Source organism: Pseudomonas sp. UM16 (assembly GCF_050312595.1).
Lineage (GTDB): Bacteria > Pseudomonadota > Gammaproteobacteria > Pseudomonadales > Pseudomonadaceae > Aquipseudomonas.
The window spans coordinates 1-24,652 of the sequence record NZ_JBNPJT010000003.1; the positions used below are offsets into that span (position 1 = coordinate 1).

The 24,652-nt window shown below is 61.2% G+C and carries 24 protein-coding genes; 11 read left to right on the forward strand and 13 right to left on the reverse strand.

Going from position 1 to position 24,652, the window contains the following annotated elements; genetic code table 11:
• Positions 1-425 precede the first annotated feature (425 nt).
• From ACQRAX_RS03805 to ACQRAX_RS03815, 3 genes are all read right to left on the reverse strand, one after another.
• Positions 426-1,217 (reverse strand): ATP-binding protein, encoded by a 792-nt coding sequence (locus tag ACQRAX_RS03805; RefSeq protein ID WP_412039374.1) that lies wholly within the window; start codon positions 1,215-1,217, stop codon positions 426-428.
• A gap of 541 nt (positions 1,218-1,758) precedes the next feature.
• Entirely contained in the window at positions 1,759-2,268 is a 510-nt protein-coding gene (locus ACQRAX_RS03810) for a hypothetical protein (protein WP_412039373.1), read from the reverse strand.
• The gene (locus ACQRAX_RS03815) at positions 2,268-2,498 is read right to left on the reverse strand and encodes a hypothetical protein (RefSeq protein ID WP_412039372.1); all 231 of its coding nucleotides are present in this window, start codon (positions 2,496-2,498) and stop codon (positions 2,268-2,270) included. The genes ACQRAX_RS03810 and ACQRAX_RS03815 overlap by 1 nt, the downstream gene beginning before the upstream one ends.
• Here ACQRAX_RS03815 and ACQRAX_RS03820 point away from each other — a divergent pair.
• Positions 2,491-2,766, forward strand: coding sequence for a hypothetical protein (locus ACQRAX_RS03820; protein WP_412039371.1), 276 nt, complete (start codon positions 2,491-2,493; stop codon positions 2,764-2,766). The two genes, ACQRAX_RS03815 and ACQRAX_RS03820, sit on opposite strands and share 8 nt — an antisense overlap.
• 201 nt (positions 2,767-2,967) lie before the next feature.
• On the opposite strand, the gene ACQRAX_RS03825 is transcribed toward ACQRAX_RS03820, so the two are convergent.
• Positions 2,968-3,204 (reverse strand): hypothetical protein, encoded by a 237-nt coding sequence (locus ACQRAX_RS03825; RefSeq protein ID WP_412039370.1) that lies wholly within the window; start codon positions 3,202-3,204, stop codon positions 2,968-2,970.
• Positions 3,205-3,589: 385 nt separating this feature from the next.
• On the opposite strand from ACQRAX_RS03825, the gene ACQRAX_RS03830 reads away from it, so the two are divergent.
• Complete coding sequence (locus tag ACQRAX_RS03830) at positions 3,590-4,102, forward strand: tyrosine-type recombinase/integrase (protein WP_412039369.1); 513 nt, start codon at positions 3,590-3,592, stop codon at positions 4,100-4,102.
• Between the two features lie 282 nt (positions 4,103-4,384).
• Here the strand turns inward: ACQRAX_RS03830 and ACQRAX_RS03835 are convergent, their stop codons facing one another.
• The 9 genes from ACQRAX_RS03835 to ACQRAX_RS03875 all read right to left on the reverse strand — a co-directional run bounded on the left by ACQRAX_RS03835 (position 4,385) and on the right by ACQRAX_RS03875 (position 14,849).
• On the reverse strand, positions 4,385-5,752 hold the full coding sequence (locus ACQRAX_RS03835; RefSeq protein WP_412039368.1) for a DUF1329 domain-containing protein: 1,368 nt from the start codon (positions 5,750-5,752) through the stop codon (positions 4,385-4,387).
• A 26-nt stretch (positions 5,753-5,778) separates the two neighbouring features.
• Positions 5,779-7,686 (reverse strand): DUF1302 domain-containing protein, encoded by a 1,908-nt coding sequence (locus ACQRAX_RS03840; protein ID WP_412039367.1) that lies wholly within the window; start codon positions 7,684-7,686, stop codon positions 5,779-5,781.
• Between the two features lie 201 nt (positions 7,687-7,887).
• On the reverse strand, positions 7,888-8,679 hold the full coding sequence (locus ACQRAX_RS03845; RefSeq protein WP_412039366.1) for an enoyl-CoA hydratase/isomerase family protein: 792 nt from the start codon (positions 8,677-8,679) through the stop codon (positions 7,888-7,890).
• 18 nt (positions 8,680-8,697) lie between these two features.
• Positions 8,698-10,095 (reverse strand): DUF1254 domain-containing protein, encoded by a 1,398-nt coding sequence (locus ACQRAX_RS03850; protein WP_412039365.1) that lies wholly within the window; start codon positions 10,093-10,095, stop codon positions 8,698-8,700.
• 62 nt (positions 10,096-10,157) lie between these two features.
• On the reverse strand, positions 10,158-11,306 hold the full coding sequence (locus tag ACQRAX_RS03855; RefSeq protein ID WP_412039364.1) for an acyl-CoA dehydrogenase family protein: 1,149 nt from the start codon (positions 11,304-11,306) through the stop codon (positions 10,158-10,160).
• 38 nt (positions 11,307-11,344) lie between these two features.
• The gene (locus ACQRAX_RS03860; RefSeq protein WP_412039363.1) at positions 11,345-12,433 is read right to left on the reverse strand and encodes a CaiB/BaiF CoA transferase family protein; all 1,089 of its coding nucleotides are present in this window, start codon (positions 12,431-12,433) and stop codon (positions 11,345-11,347) included.
• Between the two features lie 31 nt (positions 12,434-12,464).
• Positions 12,465-13,253, reverse strand: a complete 789-nt coding sequence (locus tag ACQRAX_RS03865; RefSeq protein ID WP_412039362.1) for an enoyl-CoA hydratase/isomerase family protein — start codon at positions 13,251-13,253, stop codon at positions 12,465-12,467.
• A 40-nt stretch (positions 13,254-13,293) separates the two neighbouring features.
• Positions 13,294-14,049 (reverse strand): SDR family NAD(P)-dependent oxidoreductase, encoded by a 756-nt coding sequence (locus ACQRAX_RS03870; protein WP_412039361.1) that lies wholly within the window; start codon positions 14,047-14,049, stop codon positions 13,294-13,296.
• A 44-nt stretch (positions 14,050-14,093) separates the two neighbouring features.
• Complete coding sequence (locus ACQRAX_RS03875) at positions 14,094-14,849, reverse strand: SDR family NAD(P)-dependent oxidoreductase (RefSeq protein WP_412039360.1); 756 nt, start codon at positions 14,847-14,849, stop codon at positions 14,094-14,096.
• Positions 14,850-15,129: 280 nt separating this feature from the next.
• On the opposite strand from ACQRAX_RS03875, the gene ACQRAX_RS03880 reads away from it, so the two are divergent.
• The 9 genes from ACQRAX_RS03880 to ACQRAX_RS03920 all read left to right on the forward strand — a co-directional run bounded on the left by ACQRAX_RS03880 (position 15,130) and on the right by ACQRAX_RS03920 (position 24,646).
• Positions 15,130-16,314 carry a lipid-transfer protein gene (locus ACQRAX_RS03880; protein WP_412039359.1) on the forward strand — a complete coding sequence of 395 codons (1,185 nt, stop codon included), beginning with the start codon at positions 15,130-15,132 and terminating at the stop codon, positions 16,312-16,314.
• A gap of 30 nt (positions 16,315-16,344) precedes the next feature.
• The gene (locus ACQRAX_RS03885) at positions 16,345-16,782 is read left to right on the forward strand and encodes a MaoC family dehydratase N-terminal domain-containing protein (protein ID WP_412039358.1); all 438 of its coding nucleotides are present in this window, start codon (positions 16,345-16,347) and stop codon (positions 16,780-16,782) included.
• A 10-nt stretch (positions 16,783-16,792) separates the two neighbouring features.
• Positions 16,793-17,212 (forward strand): MaoC family dehydratase, encoded by a 420-nt coding sequence (locus ACQRAX_RS03890; RefSeq protein WP_412039357.1) that lies wholly within the window; start codon positions 16,793-16,795, stop codon positions 17,210-17,212.
• Positions 17,213-17,244: 32 nt separating this feature from the next.
• Positions 17,245-18,075, forward strand: coding sequence for an SDR family NAD(P)-dependent oxidoreductase (locus ACQRAX_RS03895; RefSeq protein WP_412039356.1), 831 nt, complete (start codon positions 17,245-17,247; stop codon positions 18,073-18,075).
• A gap of 73 nt (positions 18,076-18,148) precedes the next feature.
• Entirely contained in the window at positions 18,149-19,294 is a 1,146-nt protein-coding gene (locus ACQRAX_RS03900) for an acyl-CoA dehydrogenase family protein (RefSeq protein WP_412039355.1), read from the forward strand.
• Positions 19,295-19,376: 82 nt separating this feature from the next.
• Entirely contained in the window at positions 19,377-19,979 is a 603-nt protein-coding gene (locus ACQRAX_RS03905) for a DUF2889 domain-containing protein (protein WP_412039354.1), read from the forward strand.
• Positions 19,980-20,048: 69 nt separating this feature from the next.
• A complete protein-coding gene (locus ACQRAX_RS03910) occupies positions 20,049-21,617 on the forward strand; it encodes a long-chain-fatty-acid--CoA ligase (protein WP_412039353.1) in 1,569 nt (522 codons plus the stop codon).
• A 74-nt stretch (positions 21,618-21,691) separates the two neighbouring features.
• Positions 21,692-23,143, forward strand: coding sequence for a DUF1214 domain-containing protein (locus tag ACQRAX_RS03915; RefSeq protein ID WP_412039352.1), 1,452 nt, complete (start codon positions 21,692-21,694; stop codon positions 23,141-23,143).
• A gap of 54 nt (positions 23,144-23,197) precedes the next feature.
• Complete coding sequence (locus tag ACQRAX_RS03920; protein WP_412039351.1) at positions 23,198-24,646, forward strand: DUF1254 domain-containing protein; 1,449 nt, start codon at positions 23,198-23,200, stop codon at positions 24,644-24,646.
• Positions 24,647-24,652: the final 6 nt, after the last annotated feature.

A 24,652-nucleotide genomic window follows, 5' to 3' on the forward strand; every position in this document is an offset into this window, starting at 1 on the left:
TAGCGTAGTTAGACGTTTTAGTGCTGAAAAGTAGGCTACCACCGCCCTGGAACGAAATCCAGGGGTGCGCATAATGTATATTATGTTAAATCAGGTGCTATGTCAGATATGTTTATGAGCGTGTTAAACCACTGACTTGCGACTGTGAGAATTTGAGACTTTCCCTTGGGAATTGATCCCATCGCTAAATTACGAGAATCGCATCGCTTTACCCCTATCCCATTGATAATGCTGAGAAACTCTCTCTTAGCGAGAGGACTGGTGCGAATAAATGAGAAAAATGGAGTCAATTCATGGCCCTCTAGCGGGATGCACGGGGTATTCAGGTCCTTGGTGCAGCCTATGACTCTCGAAAAAAGGCTTGCATTAAAAAGGAGAAATTCCCGTTCGAATGTTGCGCTAAAGCGAGAAAAAACCTTTTGACTCTAGCTTACTCTCACGGCAAGCCCGTAATAGATAGGTTTGCTCTTTGCGGCAATTATGAGAAATTCCCGGCTGGATATCGCGCTGTAGGCAATGTCTTCCCGGTAGGACCAATACAGACGCTCAAGATGCAAGGTGAAAAGCTGTCGAAAGCTGGATTCATGATCGCCCAGCAGCTGGTACAACGACGTCGCGATACCGGTGAAAATGAATTTAACGTTGACGCCTCTGTCACCGAGATCTTTGAGGAAATGGGCGAACTTGGCGCGCTCGGAGACAGATTCGATCTGGTCGAACTCATCGATGACCACAACCGGTCGCTCAGAGTGAACCTCCACCACCTCTTCCATGACATCCACGGCGGAAAACATCGAGTCGATGGGCGGAAGGCTGATGCTTTTCACCTGGTCTTTAACCTGTAACTTGTAGAGTTTCAGGTTGACCGTATGTGTGAATTCCAGGCTCCGCCGCCCGCCCGCTCGGCGCAAGATGCGCTCTGCGATTTCCTCGATCGTCTTATAGAAACACGTGTCCTTGCCACAGGGTATCTGGATGGGTTCGTTGTCGCTGCTCTGGTACTGAGCGGCCACCGATGCCGCGAGTGAAGATTTACCTACGCCCCGGTCACCGTAAATGAATACGTGACCGCCTTGATCGAACAAGGCTTCTTCGACCAACTCCAATTCGCGTTCTCGGCCAAACAGCCGTTCAATGGTTTTGATCGGAGAGCGCACTGACAGCTTTGACTGAAGGATCTCGACAAACCGATCCTGGTCCACATTCCGTATAGCCACACACATATCCTTGGTTGATGCCGTTCCTCCGACAGGTATGCGTCTACGGCACCACGTCATGGTGTATGGAACGTCATCCGCTTACCCGAGAGTCATTCAGCCAAGTATGTTGAACCAGAATAGCAATGGCAATACGATGGCTACTTGACGTCGACCTTCGACAGGTTTCTATCGTGCCGAGAAGCCTGGCACTTTCTGGACTCCGTGGATGAGCGTCGCCTGACCGAGGCGAGAGCGTTTGAGCAGGCCTTGAAACCTCAGGTTTGGGTCGCCAGCCAGCGCGTTCATCCTTACGTGTCGAGCCGGCCATATGCTTGGCGACCACAGCGTGACTTAGCCTTGTTGGAAGGGCTCATTTCCTTGAGGTAGCGACCGAGAACTATACGACCCAGGCACCGACCCACTATGGGGCGGTCATTAAATCAAGGCTGAGCAAAGGCTCGAAGGTCTCCTGATATGAAAGCCTCGCATCACGCTCAATGATGATGCCCCCCTGAGACCAGCGAGACTGCGGGCCGTGCCGCGTTCTTCACCGACCGGCTTACTCGTCGGGCGCCTTGTCCTTGTCATCTGGCCACTCCAGTCTTCTCAGTGCGATCGAGGCCTGTGCGTCGCGATTCTCTGCAGAAATCCGTTGCTCCAGGCGGCGGATCAGCTCGCATGCAAAGGTACGGACCGGCTCACGCTCGTCAGTCAGCCATTCATTTAGTCGCGCTTTGCGCTCGTCATACAGCTCAGCGAAGCCATACGCTCCCGACACCACGCCCGAGGCGCTCAGCACACTTTGTGCGCATTTCAGCAAGTCGCTACCCTCTGGCAGCACGGCGACAATCTTTCGAATCAAGGGATACACACTGTCACGCCCCTCATAAGCGTGCAGTAGCGCCAACACAAACGTCAGATTGCTGAGCTCGCGGCCCGCGATTAACACCCGCAGCAGCTCTGCATAGCCACCCGCCACCTCCGGGAAGACCGAGGCCAACAACCTTGCGCCGTCGAATTCAAAGCTGCCTGGAGCGCGGGTGAACCACTCCTGGGCCGCCGTCAGCATCAGGTCAGGCACCAACGCCAGCGGTGCCCGCAACTCGAAGACATTGAACGGTAACCCGTCTGGCCGATCTGGAGCAGCTGCTGGTTCAGCGCCAGGCGCAAATCGACGGCCTGCGCGCGCAGCGCGACGAGCTGCGGACGCAGCGTGACGAATCCCAGGTGCATGCCGCTGAGGCGCGGCAGCATTTGCACGACAGTCGCCAACAGGCAGAGCAGGCGCGCCTTGAGCAACAGCGCTATACCCGCAGCGTGTGAACGGCGCAGCACGGCCCAGGCGCAGAGCGTGGCACTGCCCGAACAGCGGCATCAGGCACGACTCACCGCCCAGCAAACGGGTGAGCAACGGCAGGCCTTGCAGGAGCGTATGCAACGCGTGGAGGAGGAACTGGGGGAGGCGCAGCGTAACGCGGCAGCCCACGAAGCCCGTGCGCAGAACCTGGACGTGCAGTTAGGCCAACTGCGCGATACCCTGCAGCAGAAACGGTGTCAGCGTTCTTGATTGGCGCCACACGATGGGGCGGCTTATCTTCCAGGACTAGCGCCTGTATCCGGAACTCGTTTATGGGACCGAATACATTTGCGCCTCGATCGCCAAGCACTGGCCTGCGGTGGTCGTGCAATTTCTGGGCGACCGGCAGCTCTACGCAAAACGTGAAGACGCACCGTCACGCTACGATGCCTTTCCACGCGTTGCCGTGTGTCAACAGCCTCTGCGGTCTCCTGCTGCGCCTGGATCACTTCCAGGCGGGCGCGGGCTTCCAGTGCCCAGTGCTTCGCGCTTCTCGGCCAGCACCTGCCGCTGGCTATCCAGGCCCCGCTCGGCGACACTTTGAGCCATCAGCGTGACCTGCTGCCAGATGGCCACGAAGGCTTGCGGCACTTCCGCCTCCAGGCCCAATGGCCGACTTTGCCGCGCCGCCGCCCCACTGCTGCTCAAGCAAGGCTCGCGCCCCACGCAGCCGCAGCGCTCCTCAACGCGAAACCCGTCAATGCCTGCCGCTTTACGCGAGCCAACCGCGCATCTGTTGCGACCAATACACCCTTTTCCCGGTACACCTACTACAACCTTGCCCCGCCCTACTCCACATTAGGTCTGATAAGGGAACGTTATCTGACCTTGGGAGTGCCATGGGCGGCAGATACGCTGGCTCACGCCACCACTGTGGCAGCCGAAGCGCTTACCGACGCCTATACGGCGTGGACATTTAAATGGGTCAGTACCGCCCGGCTATCTGCCCATCCTGGAGAGCAGCTCTTCCCTGAGCACAAGCCAAGGCCCGGACGCTCGCTTTGTCTCATCAGCAAGGGGAAAGAAATTAGCTTTGCCGATCACTCGGGCATTCTGGAGGGGGGGGCGCGGAGATGAGCTGACTAAGCTCACGATCGAGAACACGTATGCCGAGCGCTACGTCGAGATCGGGTTCTATCTGGGGTCGAGCAAAGGAGACCGGCAGAACATCGGCCGCGAGTACAAGACGCCATCGTTGAGCAAGCTCTGCCCGTTGGAGGCGTACCTGAACTGGATCGAAGCTGCCGGCCTAACACACGGTGGTGTGTTCAGGGGCATTGATCGCTGGGGTAACATCAACGATCGCCCGCTTGCGGCCCATAGTCTGATTCCTCTCCTTCGCGACACCCTGGATAGGTGTGGCTTGCCGTCCGAGATTTACAGTTCCCACTCTATACGGCGTGGGTTCGCTACATGGGCAGCGAGCTCTGGCTGGGACATCAAGACGCTGATGGAGTACGTCGACTGGAGTGACATGAAGTCAGCACTGCGCTACGTGGAGCCCGCACAACAACTCGGTGGACTCATTAGAAAGCTGGAGCGATGAAGTGACTGGATCTGGCGGGCAGCCGACCTCCATTCGGCTTGGCTGCACCGCGTGCCCATTCAGCGGCAGGGACGAGACGGCCTGAGGCTGATCACCTCGAGTCGCGAAGTCGGTACGGCAAGCAGCGAGTCGCTGGCTGGTCGGCAGCTAGCACTAGAGGCCGCGCCACCTTAAGTCGCGCGACCTACTCCCTCAAATCCAATGTAACCACCTTAGATGGCCGATCAGAGCTTGCAATGCGATCGTGACTCAATCATAGCTAGAGCAAAGCGCTCCCGGTGCTTAACGGATACCCGCATTGCGCAGCGCCGCCGGGGTAAAGTCGGTCATCGTCGGCCGGTAGCTATAGTCCTGGCCACGTTTGTTCTCGTTCTGCAGGTTCGACACGATGTAGCGACCGGCAATCAAGTCGTACACCGTTATGGCGGCATAGTTGGCGGTGCCTTGCACGTAGTCGTTGATCAGGAACCCCTCGCCTACCCGCCACAGTTGGCCTCGCGAATCGTAGTGGTCGATCTCGACGGCTGCCCAAGTGTCTTCGTCGAAGTACATGCGTCGCTTGGCGTAGATGTTGCGCTCATTTGGTCTTACCGTGGCTTCCACCTCCCACACGCGGTGGAGTTCGTAGCGGGTCAGGTCCTGGTTCAGATGGCCGGGCTTGATGATGTCGGCGTATTTGAGTTGCGGCGAGAACAGTTGGTAGTTGTTGTAGGGAATGTAGACTTCCTTCTTGCCAATCAACTTCCAGTCGTAGCGATCAGGAGCGCCGTTATACATGTCGTTCTGGTCGGCCACTCGCAAACCATCGGCAGCGGTGCCCGGGCCGTCGTAGGCAACCTGCGGGGCACGGCGTACGCGGCGCTGGCCGGCGTTATAGGCCCAGGCCATGCGCGGATCCTTGACCTGGTCGATGGTCTCGTGAACCAGCAATACGTTGCCGGCCATGCGCGCTGGCGCCGTTACCGTCTGTTTGGCGTAGAACAGGATATTGGCACTCTTTTCGGGGTTGGCATCCTTCATTTGCCACGGAAACCCGGCACTCTGCTCAATGTTGACGATGGTGTAGCTGCCATTGACCTGCGGCGTGGCCTGGGCCAGGTGCTGGATGAAACTGGTACCGCGATAACGGGTCAGGTGGTTCCACACCACCTCCAGGCCGTTCTTGGGGATCGGGAACGCATAGTAGTGGGACTTTTCGAAATCCTTCAGGCCATAGCCGTTGTTCACCGCCACTGTATTCAAGGCGCTGCTCTTGGCAGCGTCATACACCGACTGCGGTGCAGAGGCGGTTCTTTGGCTCTTGTACACCGGCATGCGGTAGCTGTCGGGATAGCGCTTGAACATCGCCAGCTGGCCGGCGGTGAGTTTATCCTTGTACTGCTCGGCGGTGGCTGCAGTGATGATGAACTGTGGCTTTTCACCGTCGAAGGGGTTGCCGATAAAGTCGTTCTGCACGGGGGCGGCATTGCTCTTCAGCCCGCCGGTCCAGGCCGGGATGCTGCCATCGGCATTGCCCGCCTTTTCGCCGCCCAAGGGGGTCAATGTGGTGCCAAGCGTGGCCGCCTCCTCTGGGCCAACGGCTGCCATGACGCTGCCGGCCAATAAAGAAAAGGTCAACGTGCCTAGGTGCATCATTGTTCTTGTATTCATGCTGTTCTCACCTTGTTTATCGGGTATCAGAAGTTCACACCGAAACTGAGCGCAACGTAGTCGCGATCACCGTTGGTGTTGAAATCACCACCGAAGAAGTCCGTGTAGCTGAGGCTTGCGGTGTAGCGGTTGGCATAATCGGCATCGACGCCAAGGCTGATGGCTTTGAGGCCTTCTTCGAAGTTCGGCCCATTGCCATCGACGTCATGGGACCAGGCGATGTTGGGCGCCAGGTTCACGCCGGCGAACACGTTGGGGTAGTCGAGCCTGCCGCGCAGGCGATAGCCCCAAGAACTGGTGGTATAAAAGCCATGGCTGTTGCATTTTTGCTGCGGGTTGCTCGGCCGCGTTTCCCCGGCCGCCCCACCGGGCACCTGACTGGGCGAGCCGATACAGGTTTGTGGTCCGGTGGGGCCGACACCCTCGCCGGTCTGCAGTTCGCCAGCACCGAAAATCGTGCTGCGACCAAAGCGCAAATCACTGCCATCGCTGTCGCCCAGGCCGTTGATGCGGTTGTAGCCCACCTCACCGACCACGGTCAGGCGGCTGGCCCCCATGACCTGGTCGAAGAACTGCGTGGCCGTCATCTGCGCCTGCAGCACCGGCATGCGTCTATAGCCCTGCAGCGGCGCGCCGGCGTCATTGCTGGCGTCACCGGTGATAAACAGCGGCGAGTTCTTGTTGCCGATTGCCGCCAGGTTGATGTCGGCGCCGTTGAGCTGCAGCGGCATGTTCGGCCGATAGCTGACCTCCCCACCCAACGACGTACCCGCCAGGTTGGTCGAGAAGCTCACACCGTACAGATGGATGTCTTCGGGGTAGACCACGTGGTAGCTGGCAGTACGGATGGAATTGATGATGCCTGGCACCGTCGCCGCCCCAGCGCCCGTGGTGGCAAGTGTGCTCGCACGGGTGAAGTCGAGGTTGGGGTTGCGGCTGTGGTAGTTGAGGAAGTAGGCACCGAACTCAGTGTCGTAGAAGTCGGGGGTGAACCAGTGCACGGCAATACCGAACTGGCCACTGTCCTTGGCATCCTTGGTCTTGGTGCGTGGAATGTAGGCGTTATCCACCCCGCCCCCTTGTGCTGCCGAACCGCCTACGGCCAGGCCCGGACCGCTGTTGCCCGCCACGCCGGGCGGCAAGTCCAGGCCGGCAATCACGGCGCGGTCATAGCAACCTTCCGGGGTGATGTCGTTGCCAAAGAAGGTGCCGCAGTTGTCGATCACCGAACTCTTCCACTCCAACTGGTAGAAGGCATCCATGGTCAGGTTCTCGGAAACTCCCTGGGACACATACAACAGGTTGACCGGGATCAGGCCCTCCTTCACTTCAGCACCCGGACGGCGCAAGGCGGCGACGTCGATGGGGTTGATGCTGTTGATCGAGTTGCCGATGAAGGTACTTTCCCCCCAACTGACCACCTGCTTGCCGAGGCGGACATTGCCCGGCAGTTGGCCGATGCTGTAGTTGTGGTAGACGAAGCTGTCCAGGAACATGGCGCCGGAGGATTTCGCCGCCCGGTCACGACCATGGTCGTCGATGTCGTAGAACGGGCGGCTCTCGTCCATCAGTTCAAAGTCGTACCAGTATTTGCCCCGCACGAAGGCACCACTGTCACCGTACTTGAGCTCAAGGTCATGGACACCCTTGAAGATTTTCGAGAAGGTCTCCCCCTTCTTGAAGTTCAGGCGGTTATCGTCGCTGGTACGCGCCGATGCATTGCCCCGAACCCCTTGTGAGTTGAAATTGGAGATGTAGTCCGGATCGGGGGCGCGCACCGACCAGCTGGCGCCGACCGATAATGCCGAATCGAAACTTCCCTCGATCTCGCCCACGGTGAAGTTGACGGCCTGGGTCTGCGCGCTTATCCCTGCGGCAATTGCAGCGGCTAATAGCTGCGGTCGAAAAACTCCGCGCGTTGTTGTTATTGTCATGCGGCGCTCCACATACGGTTGAAAAAACACCCGCCATCAAGTGCTGGCGCATGACCGATGCTATGAGTCCTGACCGTTCATTTCGCCTACTCATGGGGAGGGGAAAAGGAGTGGGTGGGGTAGTCGCGCTGCATGCTTGCAGACGCAAACGCAAAAGGCCCACTCTGCAGCGGGCCTTTTGCGTGGGGGGGGTAAGCTTTTTTAACGACCGGTGAACTGCGCTGGCCGCTTGTCGATGAACGCCTGGACCCCTTCGGCGGCATCGGCACTTTGTGCGCAAGCCAGCAGCGCGGCGGCTTCTAGATCGAGGTGGGGGGCAATGTCATGACCTGCCGCGCCATCGCACAAGCGCTTGATTCGCCCCAGCGCGCCAGTGGCGCTGCCTGCAAGGCGCCTTGCCAGACGCTCGGCGGCCGCTGGTAGTTCGTGCGCAGGGTACAACTCATCGAACAAACCGAGCGCCTGGCACGCTTGAGCGGTCAGGCTCTCGTTGAGCATCAGGATGCGCTTGGCCGCGGTGGCATTCGCTCGCCTGCTGAGGTAATAGGATGCACCCAGGTCGGGGCTCAGACCGATGGCCGAGTAGCCACCGCGCAGCTTGGCCGTATCACTGGCAAGAACGAAGTCGGCGCAACAGGCGAAGGCGATACCGGCTCCGCCCAGGCTTGCATGCACCACACTGAGCAGCGGCACCGACAGGTTCGCCAGGCGGTTCATCGACGGGTTGAGGATGGCCAGCATTGCGCCAATATGGGCATCGAGGCGGGCACGGTTTTCGACGAACTCGCCGATATCACCGCCAGCGCAGAACAACGGGCCGTTCGCATCCAGCACGACCACCCGTGGCCGCGCCTCAATGACCTGTTCGACCGCGTCATGCCACGCCTGGCAGAACGCCACGCTGAGCGCATTCCCATGCTCTGGACGATTGAGTGTAAGACGGCCTATCCCGTCCTCGACGCGATGGAGTACCAGTGCTTCAGGCTGCATCATTCATGCTCCAAACAAGGGTCAGTCCACGCGCTTCACAGCAGGTAGACGGTAAGTACCGTCAAGCACCGACGAGGCCGGACCATAAAAGCGCAGGGTCAAGTTGAACGGCCCTGGTGGTGCAGGTAGCCAATTGGCGGTGTCTTGCGGTTTGTCTTTCTGGATCAGCACGGTCAGGGAACCGTCGGCCGCAGGTTTCAGGCCAGCCGTTTGGTTGCCGATGCTGTAGCGGCCAAAGCTGTTCTCGACAAACAGCATGTCGCTGCCATACATCGACAGGTTCCAGAACAACGAGGTCGGTGGCTGCTGGTCCTTGGCAAAATGCAGCACATACTTATAGCGACCCTCGAGGGCCGCACCGCCTTCGTCCACCTGGGTATTGGGATAAACCACTTGGTCGGCCAGTTGGGCACCGACAACGTGTTTGGCCAGGGCAGCACGCAAGGCGAAGTCATGCCCTGCGCGGCCGCCTTCGAGGAAGTAGCGCCAGCCGTTGGTGGTTTCGCCCAGGTTGCGCCAGCGCTGGGCAACGATCTGCTCGCCCGCGGCAACCGCACGCGTCAGGCCACGCAGGGTGGACTCATCCAGGGCGCGCCAGTCGAAGCCATTTTGCGGGCTCAAGCCGATCAGGCGTAGCTGCGTCAGCAGTGCATCGTCGCCACCGCCACTGGCCGGAAGGTACTGCTGCATGGCGTGGCCGAGTTGCTCGAAGAACTGCACACTTTCCGGTGCGCTGCCTGCGAATGGCTCAGGGGCCTGCTGCTTGACCGGTTGGTAGCGAAGGCCGTCCTTCTGATAGGCGGACAACGGCATGACCTGAAAACCTTTTTGCGCCTGGACGGCAGCGGCGACATCCTGCTCGTCATTGACAAAAATGCGCACCGCCACCACGCCAGCGGTGGTACGCAGCGGCACCTGGGTCATCTCGTTGGGTACGCTGCCGCGATAATCGGGCCCCGTCACCAGATAGTCACCCGGCGCCGGTCCCTTGATGCCACCCACGTTGTACGTGATCTCATCGAACATGTTGCCGATCTGCGTCAGATACCAACGCGGCTCGGCCAATGCCGGAACGTGGACCACCACCGGCTCCTGGGCAACCTCGATACGTGCATAGGCGTCGATGGTCACGTTGTTCGGGGTGACCACCGTACGATCCTTGGCCGTCTTCAGCGCGTCGTACTTGCGCAAGGTATTCAAACCCACGGCCCCGGCCTTAACCGACTTGGGCGCAGACATCGCGTAGTGGTACAGCGGGTAGCCCCACAGGAACGCCTGAACCCCCAGGGTATAGGCGTTTTCCTCACGCGCTTGGTCGGCGCTCAGGGCTTGCGCTGATTGTGCTGTCGTTTGCGCCTGCGCCAGGGCGGCACAGAGGGAAAATCCAAGGGCAATGGCTGGCAAGCATCGTGCTTTCATACGTACATGTCCTCCATAGGCAGCAACACCTGCGCCGGGGTGGGCACAGGTGCGCGACAGCTTCAAAGCGAACGGGCGATGATTTCCTTCATGATCTCGCTGGTGCCGGCATAGATACGCTGCACCCGTGCATCGGCGTACATGCGAGTGATGGGGTATTCCATCATGTAGCCATAGCCCCCAAACATCTGCAGGCACTCATCCACCACCTGGCACAGGGTTTCCGTAGTCCAGAGCTTGGCCTTGGAGGCGGTAACGGCGTCCATGTTGCCCTCGACCATGCGCTGGATGCAGTGGTCGACGAATACCCGGGCCAGGGTGGCCTGGGTAGCGGCATCGGCCAGCCGGAAGCGGATGTTCTGTTGTTCCAACAAGGGCTTGCCGAAGGTCTTGCGCTCGCGCACGTACTCGGTGGTCAGGCGCACGGCGCGTTCGATCGAGGCGCACGCACCGACCGCACAGCCGACCCGCTCATAGCTCAGGTCGGACATCAGCTGGCGCATGCCGTTGCCCTCCTCGCCGCCGAGCAGATTGGCCGCAGGCACGCGGACATCCTGGAAAGCCAATTCGGCGGTATCGGCATTGTGCTGGCCGAGCTTTTCCAGCACCCGCCCGACACTGAAGCCCTCGGCGTCGGCGGTTTCCACCAGGAACAGCGACATGCCCTTGCTGCCGGCCGCAGGATCGGTCTTGGTCACCAGCATGATCAGGTCGGCCATGCCGCCATTGGAGATGAAGGTCTTCGAGCCGTTGATCACATAGTGGTCGCCCTCGCGCACCGCACGGGTGCGGATACCCTGCAGGTCAGAGCCGCCACCGGGCTCGGTCATGCCGATGGCACCGATCATCTCACCCGAGGCCATCTTGGGCAGGTACTTCTGTTTCTGCTCTTCGGTGCCGTGGTTGAGGATGTAGTGGGCGGCGATATGGTGCACCTGCACACCGAACCCCCAATCGCCCACGGCTGCCTGCTCCTCGAAAAACACCGAGAGGTGGGCAAAGTTGCCGCCACTGCCACCATAGGTTTCCGGCAAGTCGAGGGCCAGCAGCCCAAGCTCACCGGCCTTGTACCACAGCTCGCGGTCGACCCGGTGTTGGGCGTACCAGCGCTCCTGGTGGGGGACCATTTCTTCGGCGAAGAAGCGCCTTACATTGTCACGAAAAAATTCCAGCTCCGGATTCATCCAGGGCGAGTTATAGGGTTGGGTCATCGTCACACAGCCTCTAAACAAGGGGGGTAAAGGGGGCCTCAGGCGCGTTGCCACACCGACGCATGGGCGTCCAGTGCCGCCTGGATCTGCGCCGTATGCTCACCCGCCTGCGGCACCGCACCGGGTGTCACTACTTGATTGTTGAAGCGCGGCGCCACGCGGGTTTGCAGCAGGTCGTCGCGGGTGAAGTAGGTTTCACGGGCAACCAGGTGCGGATGCTCGGCGGCCTCGTGAGGTGCAAGCACCGGGGCGAAGCACGCATCGGTGCCTTCCATCAAGGCGCACCAGAACGCACGTGGCCGGCTGGCGAACAGCTCGGTGAAATGCTGACGCTGCTCGGGCCAGCGCTTGCGGTCCCACTGTGTGGTAAAGCGCGCATCACCTTGCAGGCCGAGCTTTTCCAGCAGTAGCGCATAGAACTGCGGCTCGATCGAGCCGAGGGTAATGAACCCATCGTCTGCACAGCGGTAAGTGGCATAGAACGGCGAGCTGTCATGAATGTTCTGGCCACGTTGCCCGGTGGTGTAACCCACATTGCAGGTCGACAGCATCAACTGCAGCATGTGCGCCGAACCATCGACGATGGCGGCATCGACCACTGCGCCCTTGCCCGTCGTACGGGCGTTGAGGATGGCGCTGAGCAAACCGATGGTCAGGTACAACGCGCCGCCGGCAATATCGCCCAGGGTGGCAAACAACGACGACGGCGGGGTGTCGGGCGTGCCGTTGTGAAACAAGGCGCCCGACAGCGCTGCATAGTTGTTGTCGTGGCCGGCCGCACTGGCCATCGGCCCGTGCTGGCCCCAGCCGGTCATGCGCCCGTACACCAGCCTTGGGTTACGTGCCTGGCACACCTCGGGGCCCAGGTCCAGGCGCTCCATCACCCCCGGGCGCATGCCTTCGACCAGGGCGTCGGCATCCTCGATCAGGCGCAACACCAGCTCGCGACCTTCGGCGGTCTTGAGGTCGGCTATCACCGAGCGCTTGCCACGGTTGAGCAGGTTGACCCGCCCTTCACTGCCGCGCTCGACAGCGATCACCTCGGCACCCAGGTCAGCCAGGTGCATGGCGCAGAACGGCCCTGGGCCGATCCCGCAGATTTCAACAATCTTGATACCCTGGAGCATAAGCCACCTCTGGGTCATGGGAGGAAAGGTCTCAAACACCCCGGAACACAGGTGCCCGCTTTTCTTCAAAGGCCTTGATCGCCTCTTTGTGGTCGGCGCTCAAGAAGTTCTCCTTTTCCAGGGCCAACGAGGTGTCGAGCACCAGGTTCACGGTGTCGCGCAGGATCTTGTTGACCGAGGCCTTGCTGGCCTTGATGGCCAGGCGCGGGCCGTCGGCCATGCGCCGAGCCATTGCCGTGGCGACTGCCAACGTCTCGTCCCCCGCCACCACCTGGTTGACCAGGCCAATGCGCTCCGCTTCGGTAGCGCTCAGGCTGTCACCGGTAAACAGGTACTGCTTGGCGCGTGCTGGACCGACCAACAGCGGCCAAATCGCCGCGCCGCCATCACCGGCAGCAATGCCGACCCGCACGTGTGGGTCAGCGATCTTGGCTGACTCGGCCACATAGATCATGTCGCAAAACAGTGCCAGGGTGGCCCCCAGGCCGGCCGCGTGGCCATTTACTGCAGCGATGATTGGCTGCGGCAGCTCAAGCATGTCGATAACGATCTTGCGTGCCTCGCGAAACAGCTGGTCAAGGCCTTGCTGGTCGATATCGCGGAACCACGCCAGGTCGCCGCCGCCACAAAAGCCCCGACCCTCGCCGGTCAGCACCACAGCATGCACTTCAGGGTCGGCGGCGACATCGGCGAACACCCGCGAGAGTTCTTCATGCAAACCGGCGTTGATTGCATTCATGGCTTCGGGACGGTTCAGGCGCAGAGTGAGTACGCCGCGGTCGAGGTCGAACTTGATGAAGCGGTAGCCTTCGGTATTCATTGTTGTTTTCCTTTCTAGGGCTGGAAGGTTGAGTTGCAATTCAGGCAGTGACACCCGCATCGACCACGAAGTGGCCACCGGTGGCATAGGAGGACTTGTCGGACGCGAGCCAGAGCACCATTTGCGCCTGCTCCTCGGGCTCGCCAAAACGGCGTAGCGCGGTGGTCTTCACCAGGGCCTGGGTGGCCTGTTCGTCAAAGTGGCTGTCGGGGCCGACCACCATCGGGGTCGCGACAAAACCTGGACACAGGGCATTGATGCGAATTCCGTACTTGCCATATTCCAGCGCGGCACTGCGGGTCAGGCCGATAACCCCATGCTTAGACGCCGAGTAGGCAGCGCCCCCGGGCGTTCCCTGTAACCCCATGATCGAAGCAGTATTGATGATCGAACCGCCACGTGCCTTCATCACCCGCAATTGATGGACCATGCAGTTGAAGACTCCGGTCAGGTTGATGTCCAGCACCTTGCGCCATTCTTCCAGCGCGATGTTTTGGGTAAGGCCGACCGTACCGCTGACACCGGCGTTGTTGAAGGCGATGTCCAACTGGCCGTAGCGGTCCAGTGCAGCATCGACCAACTCGGCACAGGCAACCTCGTGCCTGACGTCGGTACGCTGGAAAAACGCCTGGCCGCCGGCTTGCTCTATCTGGGCAACGACCGCAAGGCCTGCGGCCTCGTTCATGTCGGCAACCGCCACGCGGGCGCCTTCCTGGGCGAACAACAGCGCGGTGGCGCGACCAATGCCGGAAGCGCCGCCGGTAACGATTGCCACTTTGTTGTGCAAAAGCGTCATATCACTCTTCTCTCTGGCTACGGATCATGGGGTGCCGGTGTGTGTCAGGCCGAGAACCCGCCATCGACTACAAAATGTGCGCCGGTAGTGTAGGCAGCCCGTGGACCGGCCAGCCACAGGACCATTTCGGCCATCTCCTCGGGGCTTCCCTGGCGACGCAAGGGCGTACTGCGCACGGCGCCGTTGATCATCTGTTCGCTGAAGCCGCTGCCCGGTCCCGCCGTCATCGGCGTCTCGATCAAGCCGGGGCACAAAGCGTTGATGCGCACGCCGTACTTGCCGTACTCCAGCGCCGCACTGCGGGTCAGGCCGATAACCCCATGCTTGGAGGCCGAGTACGCCGCAGCTCCGAACGTGCCCCTGATGCCGGCGACCGACGCGGTGTTGATGATCGAGCCACCGCTGGCTTTCATCGCCTGCAGCTCATGGACCATGCAATTGAACACCCCGGTCAAGTTCACCTCGAGCATTTGCTGCCAGAGGGCCAGGCCCTGGTCTTGCGTCAGGCTCGGCGAGGCGAAGATGCCGGCGTTGTTGAAGGCGATGTCCAACTGACCGAAATGCCGCAGTGTTTCGGCCACCAGCGCTGCGCAGCTCTCGTCGCTGCGTACATCCAGGGCTTGGTAACGGGCAATGCCCCCGGCCTGCTCGATTTCAGCCACCACGTCACGCCCGGCGCGCTCGCTCATGTCAGCCACCATCACTTTGGCGCCTTCCCGGGCCATAAGCAGCGCACTGGCCCGGCCGATACCCGACGCCCCACCTGTCACGATTGCAACCTTGTTGTGTAGATCCGCCATATGCGCTCCTGAGTACGTCAGCGATCGAGCAAGGCTACGGCAGTGGTCAGGGCAGCCCACCCACTCTCGGGGAGTGGACGTCGAGGGGGCCGCGGCTCAACCACGCTGCAGCCTGGGCAGGGCTCAAGACAGCAGCGCCGGCCCTCCCCCCTCCACCCCACTCCCCATGGGCAGGTCCGGCACCGGGGCTGGGTACGTATCTTGGAACGGTGAGTCGGCCTAGCCGCCATTGCCACGCCCTGCCGTGAGCGGGGCATGACCAACCCGTATGGAGAAAGCGATGTCTAAAGCATATGTAGCCGGCGTGGGGATGATCCCCTTCCTCAAGCCTGGGGCCAGCGGTTCCTACATCGACATGGGTGCAGAGGCCTCGCGCCTGGCACTCAAGGATGCCGGCCTGGACTACCCACTGGTACAGCAGGCCTATGTCGGTTATGTATATGGTGATTCCACCTCGGGTCAGTCGGCGCTGTATGAAGTCGGCCTGAGCGGTATCCCGGTGGTCAACGTCAACAACAATTGCTCCACCGGCTCCAGCGCCCTGTTCCTGGCACGCCAGGCCGTGGAAAGCGGTGCAGTGGAATGCGCCCTGGCCCTGGGTTTCGAGCAGATGCAACCCGGCGCCCTGAAAAACCAGTGGGAAGACCGTCCGGGTGTGATGGGCATGTGCACCCAGGTTGCCAACCAACTGACCGCCGACGCCGTGGGCATTCCGATGGCCCTGCAGATGTTTGGCGGTGCCGGTCGCGAACACATGCAACAGTACGGCACCCAGATGAGCACCTTCGCGGCAATTCGTGCCAAGGCCAGCCGCCACGCCGCCAACAACCCCCTGGCGCTGTTTCGCAAGGTGGTGTCGACCGACGACGTCATGAACGACCAGGTGATCTGGCCGGGCGTCATGACTCGCCTGATGGCCTGCCCGCCAACCTGCGGCGCGGCAGCAGCGATTATCTGCAGCGAAGCCTTTGCCAAGAAGCATGGCCTGCGCACCGACGTGGTGATCCTCGCCCAGTCGATGACCACCGACCGACCGGCGTCGTATGAGCCTGCCTCGATGATCCAGATGGTCGGCTTCGACATGGCCCAACGTGCCGCCCGTGAAGTCTACGAGAAAGCCGGTGTCGACCCGCTGGACATTCGTGTGGCCGAAATGCACGACTGTTTCGCCCACAACGAGCTGCTCACTTATGAGTCCCTGGGTTTCTGCCCGGTGGGTGGTGCCGAACGCTTCGTGCTCGATGGCGACAACACCTACGGCGGCCAAGTGGTCACCAACCCGTCCGGCGGCCTGCTCTCCAAGGGCCATCCCTTGGGCGCCACCGGCCTGGCCCAATGCTACGAGCTGACCCATCAGCTGCGCGGCAGCGCCGAGGCCCGTCAGGTCGAAGGTGTCAGCCTGGCCCTGCAACATAACCTCGGCCTTGGCGGCGCCTGCGTCGTGACCCTGTACGGACGTGCTTGATTCACCCCCTATAACCCAGGAGTCAGCTTCATGGCAGACAAAAGTCTGATCGGTCGTTCCCTCGGCGTTACCCACGTCGACGTTGAAAAAGGCCGTTTGCGTTTTTTCGCCAAGGCCATTGGCGAAACCGACCCGATCTACACCGACGAAGCCGCTGCACAGGCAGCCGGTTACCGCTCCTTGCCGGTGCCGCCCACCTTCCTCATGTGCTTGCAAGGTGAAGGTCGCGACGTCGTTGAGCTACTGAATATCTACGGTTTTGACCTGGGGCGCATCCTGCACGCCGAACAAAGCTTCGTGTACCACACCCCCGCCGTTGCCGGCGACGTGCTGACCTTCGACACACGCGTTGTCGATGTCTACGAAAAAAAGGGCGGCGCCCTACAATTCGTGGTCAACGAGACCCGTGTCACCAACCAGGATGGCGTGCACATTGCCGACGTCCGTTCATCTCTTGTCCAGCGCTAAGGAGCCGCCGATGACTACCCTGCTCTATTCGGATATCCAGGTTGGCCAACAGATCCCACAGCTCAAGCTGCAACCGGTCAATCGCACCACCCTCGCGCTCTATTGCGGTGCCTCCGGGGACCACAACCCGATCCACATCGACCTCGATTTCGCCCGCAAGGCACGCATGCCCGATGTGTTCGCCCACGGCATGTTGTCGGCGGCCTACCTCGGTCGCCTGCTGACCAACTGGGCACCGCAGGCGCAGTTACGCGAGTTTTCCATGCGCTTTACCGGCATCACCCAGCTGGGCCACGTGCCGACCTGCACCGGCACCGTTATCGAAAAATTCGAGGCCGCGGGTGAAAAACGCCTGCGCCTGCACATTCGTTGCAGCAACCAGTACGGCGAAGAGAAGCTCGCTGGCGAAGCTGTCGTGGCCCTGGCCTGATCCCCCTACTAACAAGAAACGAGAACAGCACAATGAATAAGCTTGAAGGTAAAGTCGCTCTGGTAACCGGTTCAGGTCGTGGCATTGGCCGCAGTGTCGCGCTGCAACTGGCCGCCTACGGCGCCAAGGTAGTGGTCAATGACCTCGACGCAGGCCCTGCCGAAGAAGTGGTCGCCGAAATTCGCAATGCCGGTGGCGATGCCGTGGCCTGCGTGGGCAGCGTGACCGCAGTCGACTTCGCCGACCGTTTTGTGCGCACGGCAGTCGAGAGCTTCGGTGGCATCGACATCATCATCAACAACGCCGGTTACACGTGGGACAACGTGATCCAGAAGATGACCGACGAGCAGTGGTACGCGATCATCGACTGCCACCTGACCGCTCCGTTCCGCATCCTGCGTGCCGCCCAGCCGGTGATCAGCGCCCAGGCTAAGAAAGATGCCGCCGAAGGCCGTGAAGTGTTCCGCAAGGTGGTCAACATTTCCTCGGTCGCTGCCGGCGGCAACGCAGGCCAGGCCAACTATTCCTCGGCCAAGGCCGGTATCCTCGGGATGACCAAGACCCTGGCCAGGGAATGGGGCCGCCTGAAGGTCAACGTCAATGCCGTGGCCTTCGGTTTTATCGACACCCGCCTGACCCAGGCTCTGGCCGGCAGCGAAAGCAAAACCGTGAGCATCGAAGGCCGCGAGATCAAGGTCGGCGTGCAACAGGCGATGATCGACGGCGCCAGCCAGATGATTCCGCTGGGCCGCCCGGGCACCCCTGACGAGGCGGCAGGTTCCGTGGTAATGCTGTGCCTGCCCGAGGCCAACTATGTGTCCGGCCAGACGCTGGTCTGCGGCGGCGGCCACGGCAGCCTGTAAAGTACCCTCCCTGCGCAGGCTTGCTCAGGCCTGTGCAGGGCACACATAACAACAAGATTCCGAGGTATTCGCCATGCTGGATAATTACCGTTCGCCCTGGCTCGATGACGATGTCGCGCCCTTCGCCGACAGCGTCCGGCGTTTTGTCACCACCCACCTGGCCCCCCTTGAAGAGAGCTGGCGCGAACAGCACCAGGCTGACCGTGCCTCCTGGCTGGCAGCCGGTGAAATGGGCATGATCCTGCCCGATGTTCCGGTCGAGTACGGGGGCTCGGGCGGCACACCCGCCCACCTGGCGGCGGTCCTCAATGAACTGTCCTATGCCGGTGTGGTCGGCCTGGGTTTGGGGATCAACCATATTGTCGGCCACTACATTCTCGATGACGGCACCGAGGCGCAAAAGCAGCATTGGTTGCCAAAGATCGCCTCAGGTGAGGTCATCTGCTCGGTGGCCATGACCGAACCGGGCACCGGCTCCGACCTGCAAGCCGTACGCACCCGCGCCATCCGCCAAGGCGACAAATACATCATCAATGGCGCCAAGACCTTCATTACCAACGGCCAGACCAGCGACATGGTCGCCGTGGTCGCTAAAACCGACGCGGCAGCCGGGGCCAAGGGTATTTCGATTTTCCTGGTCGATACCGCGTTGGCAGGATTCCGTCGTGGCAAATGCCTGGACAAAATCGGCATGAAGTCCCAGGACACCTCGGAAATGTACTTCGACGATGTCGAGGTTCCGCTTGAGTGCCTGCTCGGCGGCGTCGAGGGCAAAGGCTTCTACACGCTGATGAAGCAACTGCCGTACGAACGTGCGCAAATCGCTATCGCTGCGACCGCGACCATGGAACGCGCCCTGGCGCTGACCATCGAGTACACCAAGGAGCGCACCGTATTCGGCAAGCCGGTGCTGGACTTCCAGAACACCCGCTTCACCCTGGCCGATGTCAAGGCCACGGTGCTGGCCTCGCGCACATTCTGCGACCACATCATCGGCCAGTGGTTGGCCGGCAAGCTCGACCCCACCCTGGCGTCGATGGGCAAGTTCTGGCTGACAGAGCGCCAGAGCGAGGTGCTCGACCAGTGCCTGCAGTTCTTTGGCGGCTATGGCTATATGAACGAGTACCCAATTGCGCGCATGTGGGCCGATGCCCGGGTTGCCCGCATCTATGGTGGTGCCAACGAAATCCAGCGTGAACTGGTCGGTCGTTCTCTGTAAGGTCCGGGACGTTCAACGTTTCGCTGCGGCACCTGGCAGGCAAGCCTGCACTGTAGGTGCCGCACGTTGCAGGGGATTGGAAATGAGCGAGTTGAACACCATGCCTTCGAGCGAGTCGACCAGGCAACCGCTGCACACGCGCCAGGTAACCTGTACGGGCTATTTGCGCGACGATGGCCTGATCGATATCGACGGCTATCTGTTGGATACCAAACATCATGACCACGACGCTCACTACAAAGTGATTGCCGCCGGTACACCGGTGCACCAGATGCACTTGCGCCTGACTACCGACTTGCAGTTCGTGATCCACGATGTTCATGCCCAGACACTCGATGCGCCAACACCGTCCTGTGCGCAGATCGCCGAGGCCTACAAGCGCCTGATCGGCCTCAAGGTCGGACCGGGCTTCAAGAAGCAGGTCGCCCAGCGTGTCGGTGGCACCCAGGGCTGCACGCACTTGACCGAACTGCTGGGGCCGATGGCCACCACCCTCTACCAGAGCACCTTCGACCTGATCTGGGACGCCGAGCGCAAGCGCGCCGCCAGCGAGCCGGGCTACGTGATGCCCAGGCCCTGGGTGATCGGCACCTGCCATGTCTACCATCCAGAAGGCGAAGCCGTGCGCAACCGTTGGCCTGACGATGCGCAGACGCCCGTCAAGGTAATAGACCCCACCGTGTAACGTAGCAGGCAAGCCGTCGGCAACCGAGCGCCTGCAAACCAACAGAACAACAACAATAGGGAGTTAGCGATGTACATCACTCAAGGGCTCCACCGTCACTTGCAGAGCCGCCCCGAGGCGATTGCGATCGAAACTAACGGACACAGCATCACCTACGCACAATTCGGCGAGCGCGTCGCCCGCCTGGCCGGTGCATTGCAAGCACTGGGCGTGGCCAGCGGCGATCGCGTGGCCATGTTGTCACTCAACTCGCAGCGCTATATCGAGTACTACCAGGCGGTGCCCTGGGCCGATGCCGTACTCAATCCGGTCAACATTCGTTGGAGCGTCGCCGAGATCGTCTATTCGCTGGATGACTCACAGACCAGCGTCTTGATCGTCGATGATACCTTTGCCCCCCTGGCGGCAAAGTTCCGCGATACCGCCAAGACCGTACACACCCTGATCTACGCCGGTGACGGCGAGCCCCCTGCGGGCATGCTCGACTATGAAACCCTGATCCGTACCCACGCTGCGGTAGACGACGCCCGGCGCCAGGGCGATGCATTGCTGGGCATTTTTTATACCGGCGGCACCACCGGCTTTCCCAAGGGTGTGATGCTCAGCCATACCAATGTCTGCAGCTCGTCCCTGTCGGTGGTGGCGTCGCAGTCCTGCCGTGCCCACGAACGCTATCTGCATGTGATGCCGATGTTCCACCTGGCCGACTTTGCTGCCATCACCGCCTTGTTCATCAGCGGTGGCACGCACTTGGTCATGCCCTCGTTCAACCCGCAGAAGGTCCTGCAAGCGATTGCCGAGCAACGTGCCAGCGAGGTGCTGCTGGCGCCGACCATGATCCAGATGCTGTTGGACTGGCGCGATGGCAACCCGCAGGCTGCGGCGCTGGACATGTCATCATTGCAGACCATCGGCTACGGTGCCTCGCCCATCACCCCGGTGTTGCTCCAGCGCGTACGCGATGCATTCCCTGCGGCCGGCTTGCGCCAGGGCTACGGCATGACCGAACTGGCGCCCTTGGCCACCCTGCTGCTGCCCGAGTACCACTGCGAAGCGCACCAGCACAGCGGCAAGATGTACTCCGCCGGCCTGCCTGCCTTCTGCGTGGAAGTGCGTATCGTCGATGCCGAGGATCGCGAACTGCCACGCGGCAGCGTCGGCGAGATCATTGTCCGGGGTCCGAACGTGATGCTCGGCTACTGGAACAATCCAGAGGCCACCGCTGCAGCCATTCGCAATGGCTGGATGCACACCGGCGATGGCGGCTACATGGATGAGCACGGCTTCGTGCATGTCTGCGACCGGCTCAAAGACATGATCGTCAGCGGCGGCGAAAACATCTACAGCGCTGAAGTGGAAACCGCCATCGCCAGCCACCCGGCGGTTGCCCAGGTCGCGGTAATCGGCATCCCGTGCCAGAAATGGGGCGAAACCGTCCACGCGGTGATCATTCGCAAACCCGAGGCGGGCGTCAGCGAGGCCGACATCGTCGCTCATTGCCGCGAACGCATCGCCGGTTACAAGTGCCCGCGTAGTATCGAGTTCCGCGAAAGCCTGCCCCTGTCGAGTGTCGGCAAGGTGCTCAAGGCCGACCTGCGGGCACCGTTCTGGGAAGGCCACACCCGCGGCGTGGCCTGAAGCACCAGCTACCCCAGCCCTTTTTGTGCCGGCAAGCCTTGCTGCGCACAAAACACGAGTGAGGACAGATCGACATGCAACCAGACCGTAAATCTGCAACCGGACGCAGTAAGTTACTTGCTGCCGGCCTGCTATGCCTGCTCTTGGCGATTGCCGCCTTCGTACCCCTGAAGCCGGTCACGGCGCTGACAGCCGATACACTGCAAACGCGCATGCTGGAACGCCGGGCGACCGAGGCCGCGATCTGGGGCATGCCACTGGCCAACTTCGACGCCATGCGCCAGGCCTACTTGCGTGATGCCGGTGCGAACTACAACGACATCATGTACTGGTCGCGACCTTCGGACTGGAAGAACCAGACCACCACGCCCAACCATTCGACGATCTACGTGATGCTGTTCGTCAACCTCAAGGAGGGGCCGGTGGTGGTCGATATCCCCGCCACCGCCGATGCGGGCCTGTATGGCGCCCTGCTCGACTCCTGGACCATTCCGTTGATCAACGTCGGCAGCATGGGCCAGGACAAAGGCAAGGGCGCACGCTACCTGCTGTTGCCTCCGGGTTACCAGGGTGACGTGCCCGGCGGGTACATACCGGTGCAAAGCACCACTTACAACAACTACAGCCTGTTGCGGGTGATTACCAAGACCACCGAGGCCGCCGACCTAGCCGCCGGTGTCGACTACCTCAAACGACTCAAGGCGTATCCGTTGGCCAACGCCGGCGCGCCGGTCGCCAACCGCTACCTGGACATGGCCGACAAGGTCTACGACGCCATCACACCCTTCGATGGCCGCCTGTTCGACTCGATTGCGCGGATGGTCGCCGAAGAACCGGTGCAACCGCGCGACTTGAGCATCATGGGCCAGTTCAAGGCCCTGCAGATCGGCAAGGGCCTGGACTTCAAGCCAGACGCGCAGCGCCAGCAGTTGCTCGGCAAAGCGGCCAGCGAGGCCCATACCTACCTCAAGGAAGGCTACGCCGCGTCGGGTGAGGCGATCTGGGGCGAGCAACGCCAGTGGCGTTCCTTGGCGGCTCGAAACGTTTCGTACGGCACCAAGCTGACCTTTGTCGACCCGGACAAGGGTTTGTACCTGGATGACCGCGCCTTCGCCTGGTTTGCCATGTTCGGCCCCATCGTGCCGCCGGGCCCGCATGTGTACATGAAGAGCTACACGACCGACCAGGGCATCCGCCTGGATGGCAGCCGCACCTACAAGCTGACCATCCCGGCCAATGCGCCGGTACGCGACTTCTGGGCAGTTGATGTGTACGACGCCAATACCGCAGGCTTCATCCGCGAGGCCAAGGTGGTCGGGCTGGACTCCTACAACCAGCAAATGCGCACCAACAGCGACGGCAGTGTCGACCTGTACCTCGGTCCCAAGCCACCGGAGGGGCTTGAACACAACTGGATCAGCACCCGTGCTGGCCAGCCCTTCTTCACCCTGTTCCGTATCTACGGACCCACGGAAGGCATCGTCAATCGCAGCTGGGTGCTCAATGACATCCAGCAAATCGACTGATAACCGTCAATCTGGTGGTGGGCGCCTTCACCACCCCAACAAGGAAGCCCTCATATGCCAACGCCCCGCACCCTCGCCGCGCTGCTGTGCCTGATGCCCTTGAGCATGACTGTCCAGGCCCAAGGCGCCGATGCGCCCTATGCCTTCAGCAACGGCTACCCCACCGCACAGACCGTGCAGCGGGTCTATGACGACGTCGACTTAAACCGGGCCCTGCAGAGCTACCGGTTCTTCTACCCCAACGTCTCCATGATGCACCTATGGAACGTCAACCTGGCCTTGGGGCAGGTGCCCAACAAGGTCTTCACCCTGTTGCAAGGTACACCGAAAAAACAGGTGTTCACCGCTAACTCGGATACGCCCTATGCGGGTCTGATGATGGACCTGTCCAATGGTCCGATGGTGGTCGAATTGCCCGCCGGGCCGATCATGAGTGTGGTCAACGACCTCAACCAGCGCTGGGTCGCCGACCTTGGCCTGCCAGGGCCGGACAAAGGCCAGGGTGGCAAGTACCTGTTCTTGCCACCGGGCTTCGACGGGCAGGTCCCTGAAGGCTATTTTGTCGCGACACCGACCACCCGGCGCCTGTTGCTGATGCTGCGTGCGCTGCCCAAGGGCGGCGACGAGGCGGCGTTCGCGCTCATGAAGTCGGTCAAGGTCTACCCGCTCGACCACTCCGCCGATTGGCCTGCGCCGCAGTGGATCGACCAGGCAGGCAAAAGCAGCGACATCTCGCCCGTGGCCATTGAAAGCACGCTTGAATACTGGCGTGAACTGCACCAGTTGATCGACAGCGAACCGGCCTTGCCCGAGTACCAAAACTACTACGGTGAGTTGGCTGCACTGGGCATCGTCAAAGGCAAGCCGTTTGCTCCCGATGCGCGCATGCAGCGGATTCTCATCGAGGCGGCGCAACGCGGTAACCAGCAAATGCGCGTGCAGTCGCTGGCAGACCGACGCGACGACCGCCTGGCCTGGCCGGATCGGCGTTGGGAATGGGCAGTATTGCGCCCGGAAAACGGCGCGTTCGAGATCGATGGGCGGGTCGACCTAGAAGCGCGGGAGAAATGGTTCTACCAGGCCTTGATCGCCTCGCCGGCGATGTTTCGCCGTGCTCCCGGTGCCGGCTCGCTGTACTGGCTGGGGAGTCGCGATGACCAAGGCGCATTTCTCGACGGCAGCAAAACCTACCGGCTAAAAGTGCCACAGCCGGTCCCCGCTAGGTTGTTCTGGTCGGTCACCGTGTATGACAGCCAGACGCGCTCGCAGATCCAGAACTCACAGAACCTGGCCGCCTTGCGCTCGATGGTCGAGCTGCAAGGCGCCTCCAACGCTGGCGTGAGCGAATTGTACTTCGGGCCGAGCGCCCCGCCGGGTTACGAGAAGCAATGGATCAAGACCGAGCCGGGAAAAGGTTGGTTCTCGTACTTTCGCATCTACGGCCCCGAGGCGGTTGCATTCAATGGCGGCTGGAAGCCGGGTGATTTCGAGGAGGTGAAATAGAGTGCC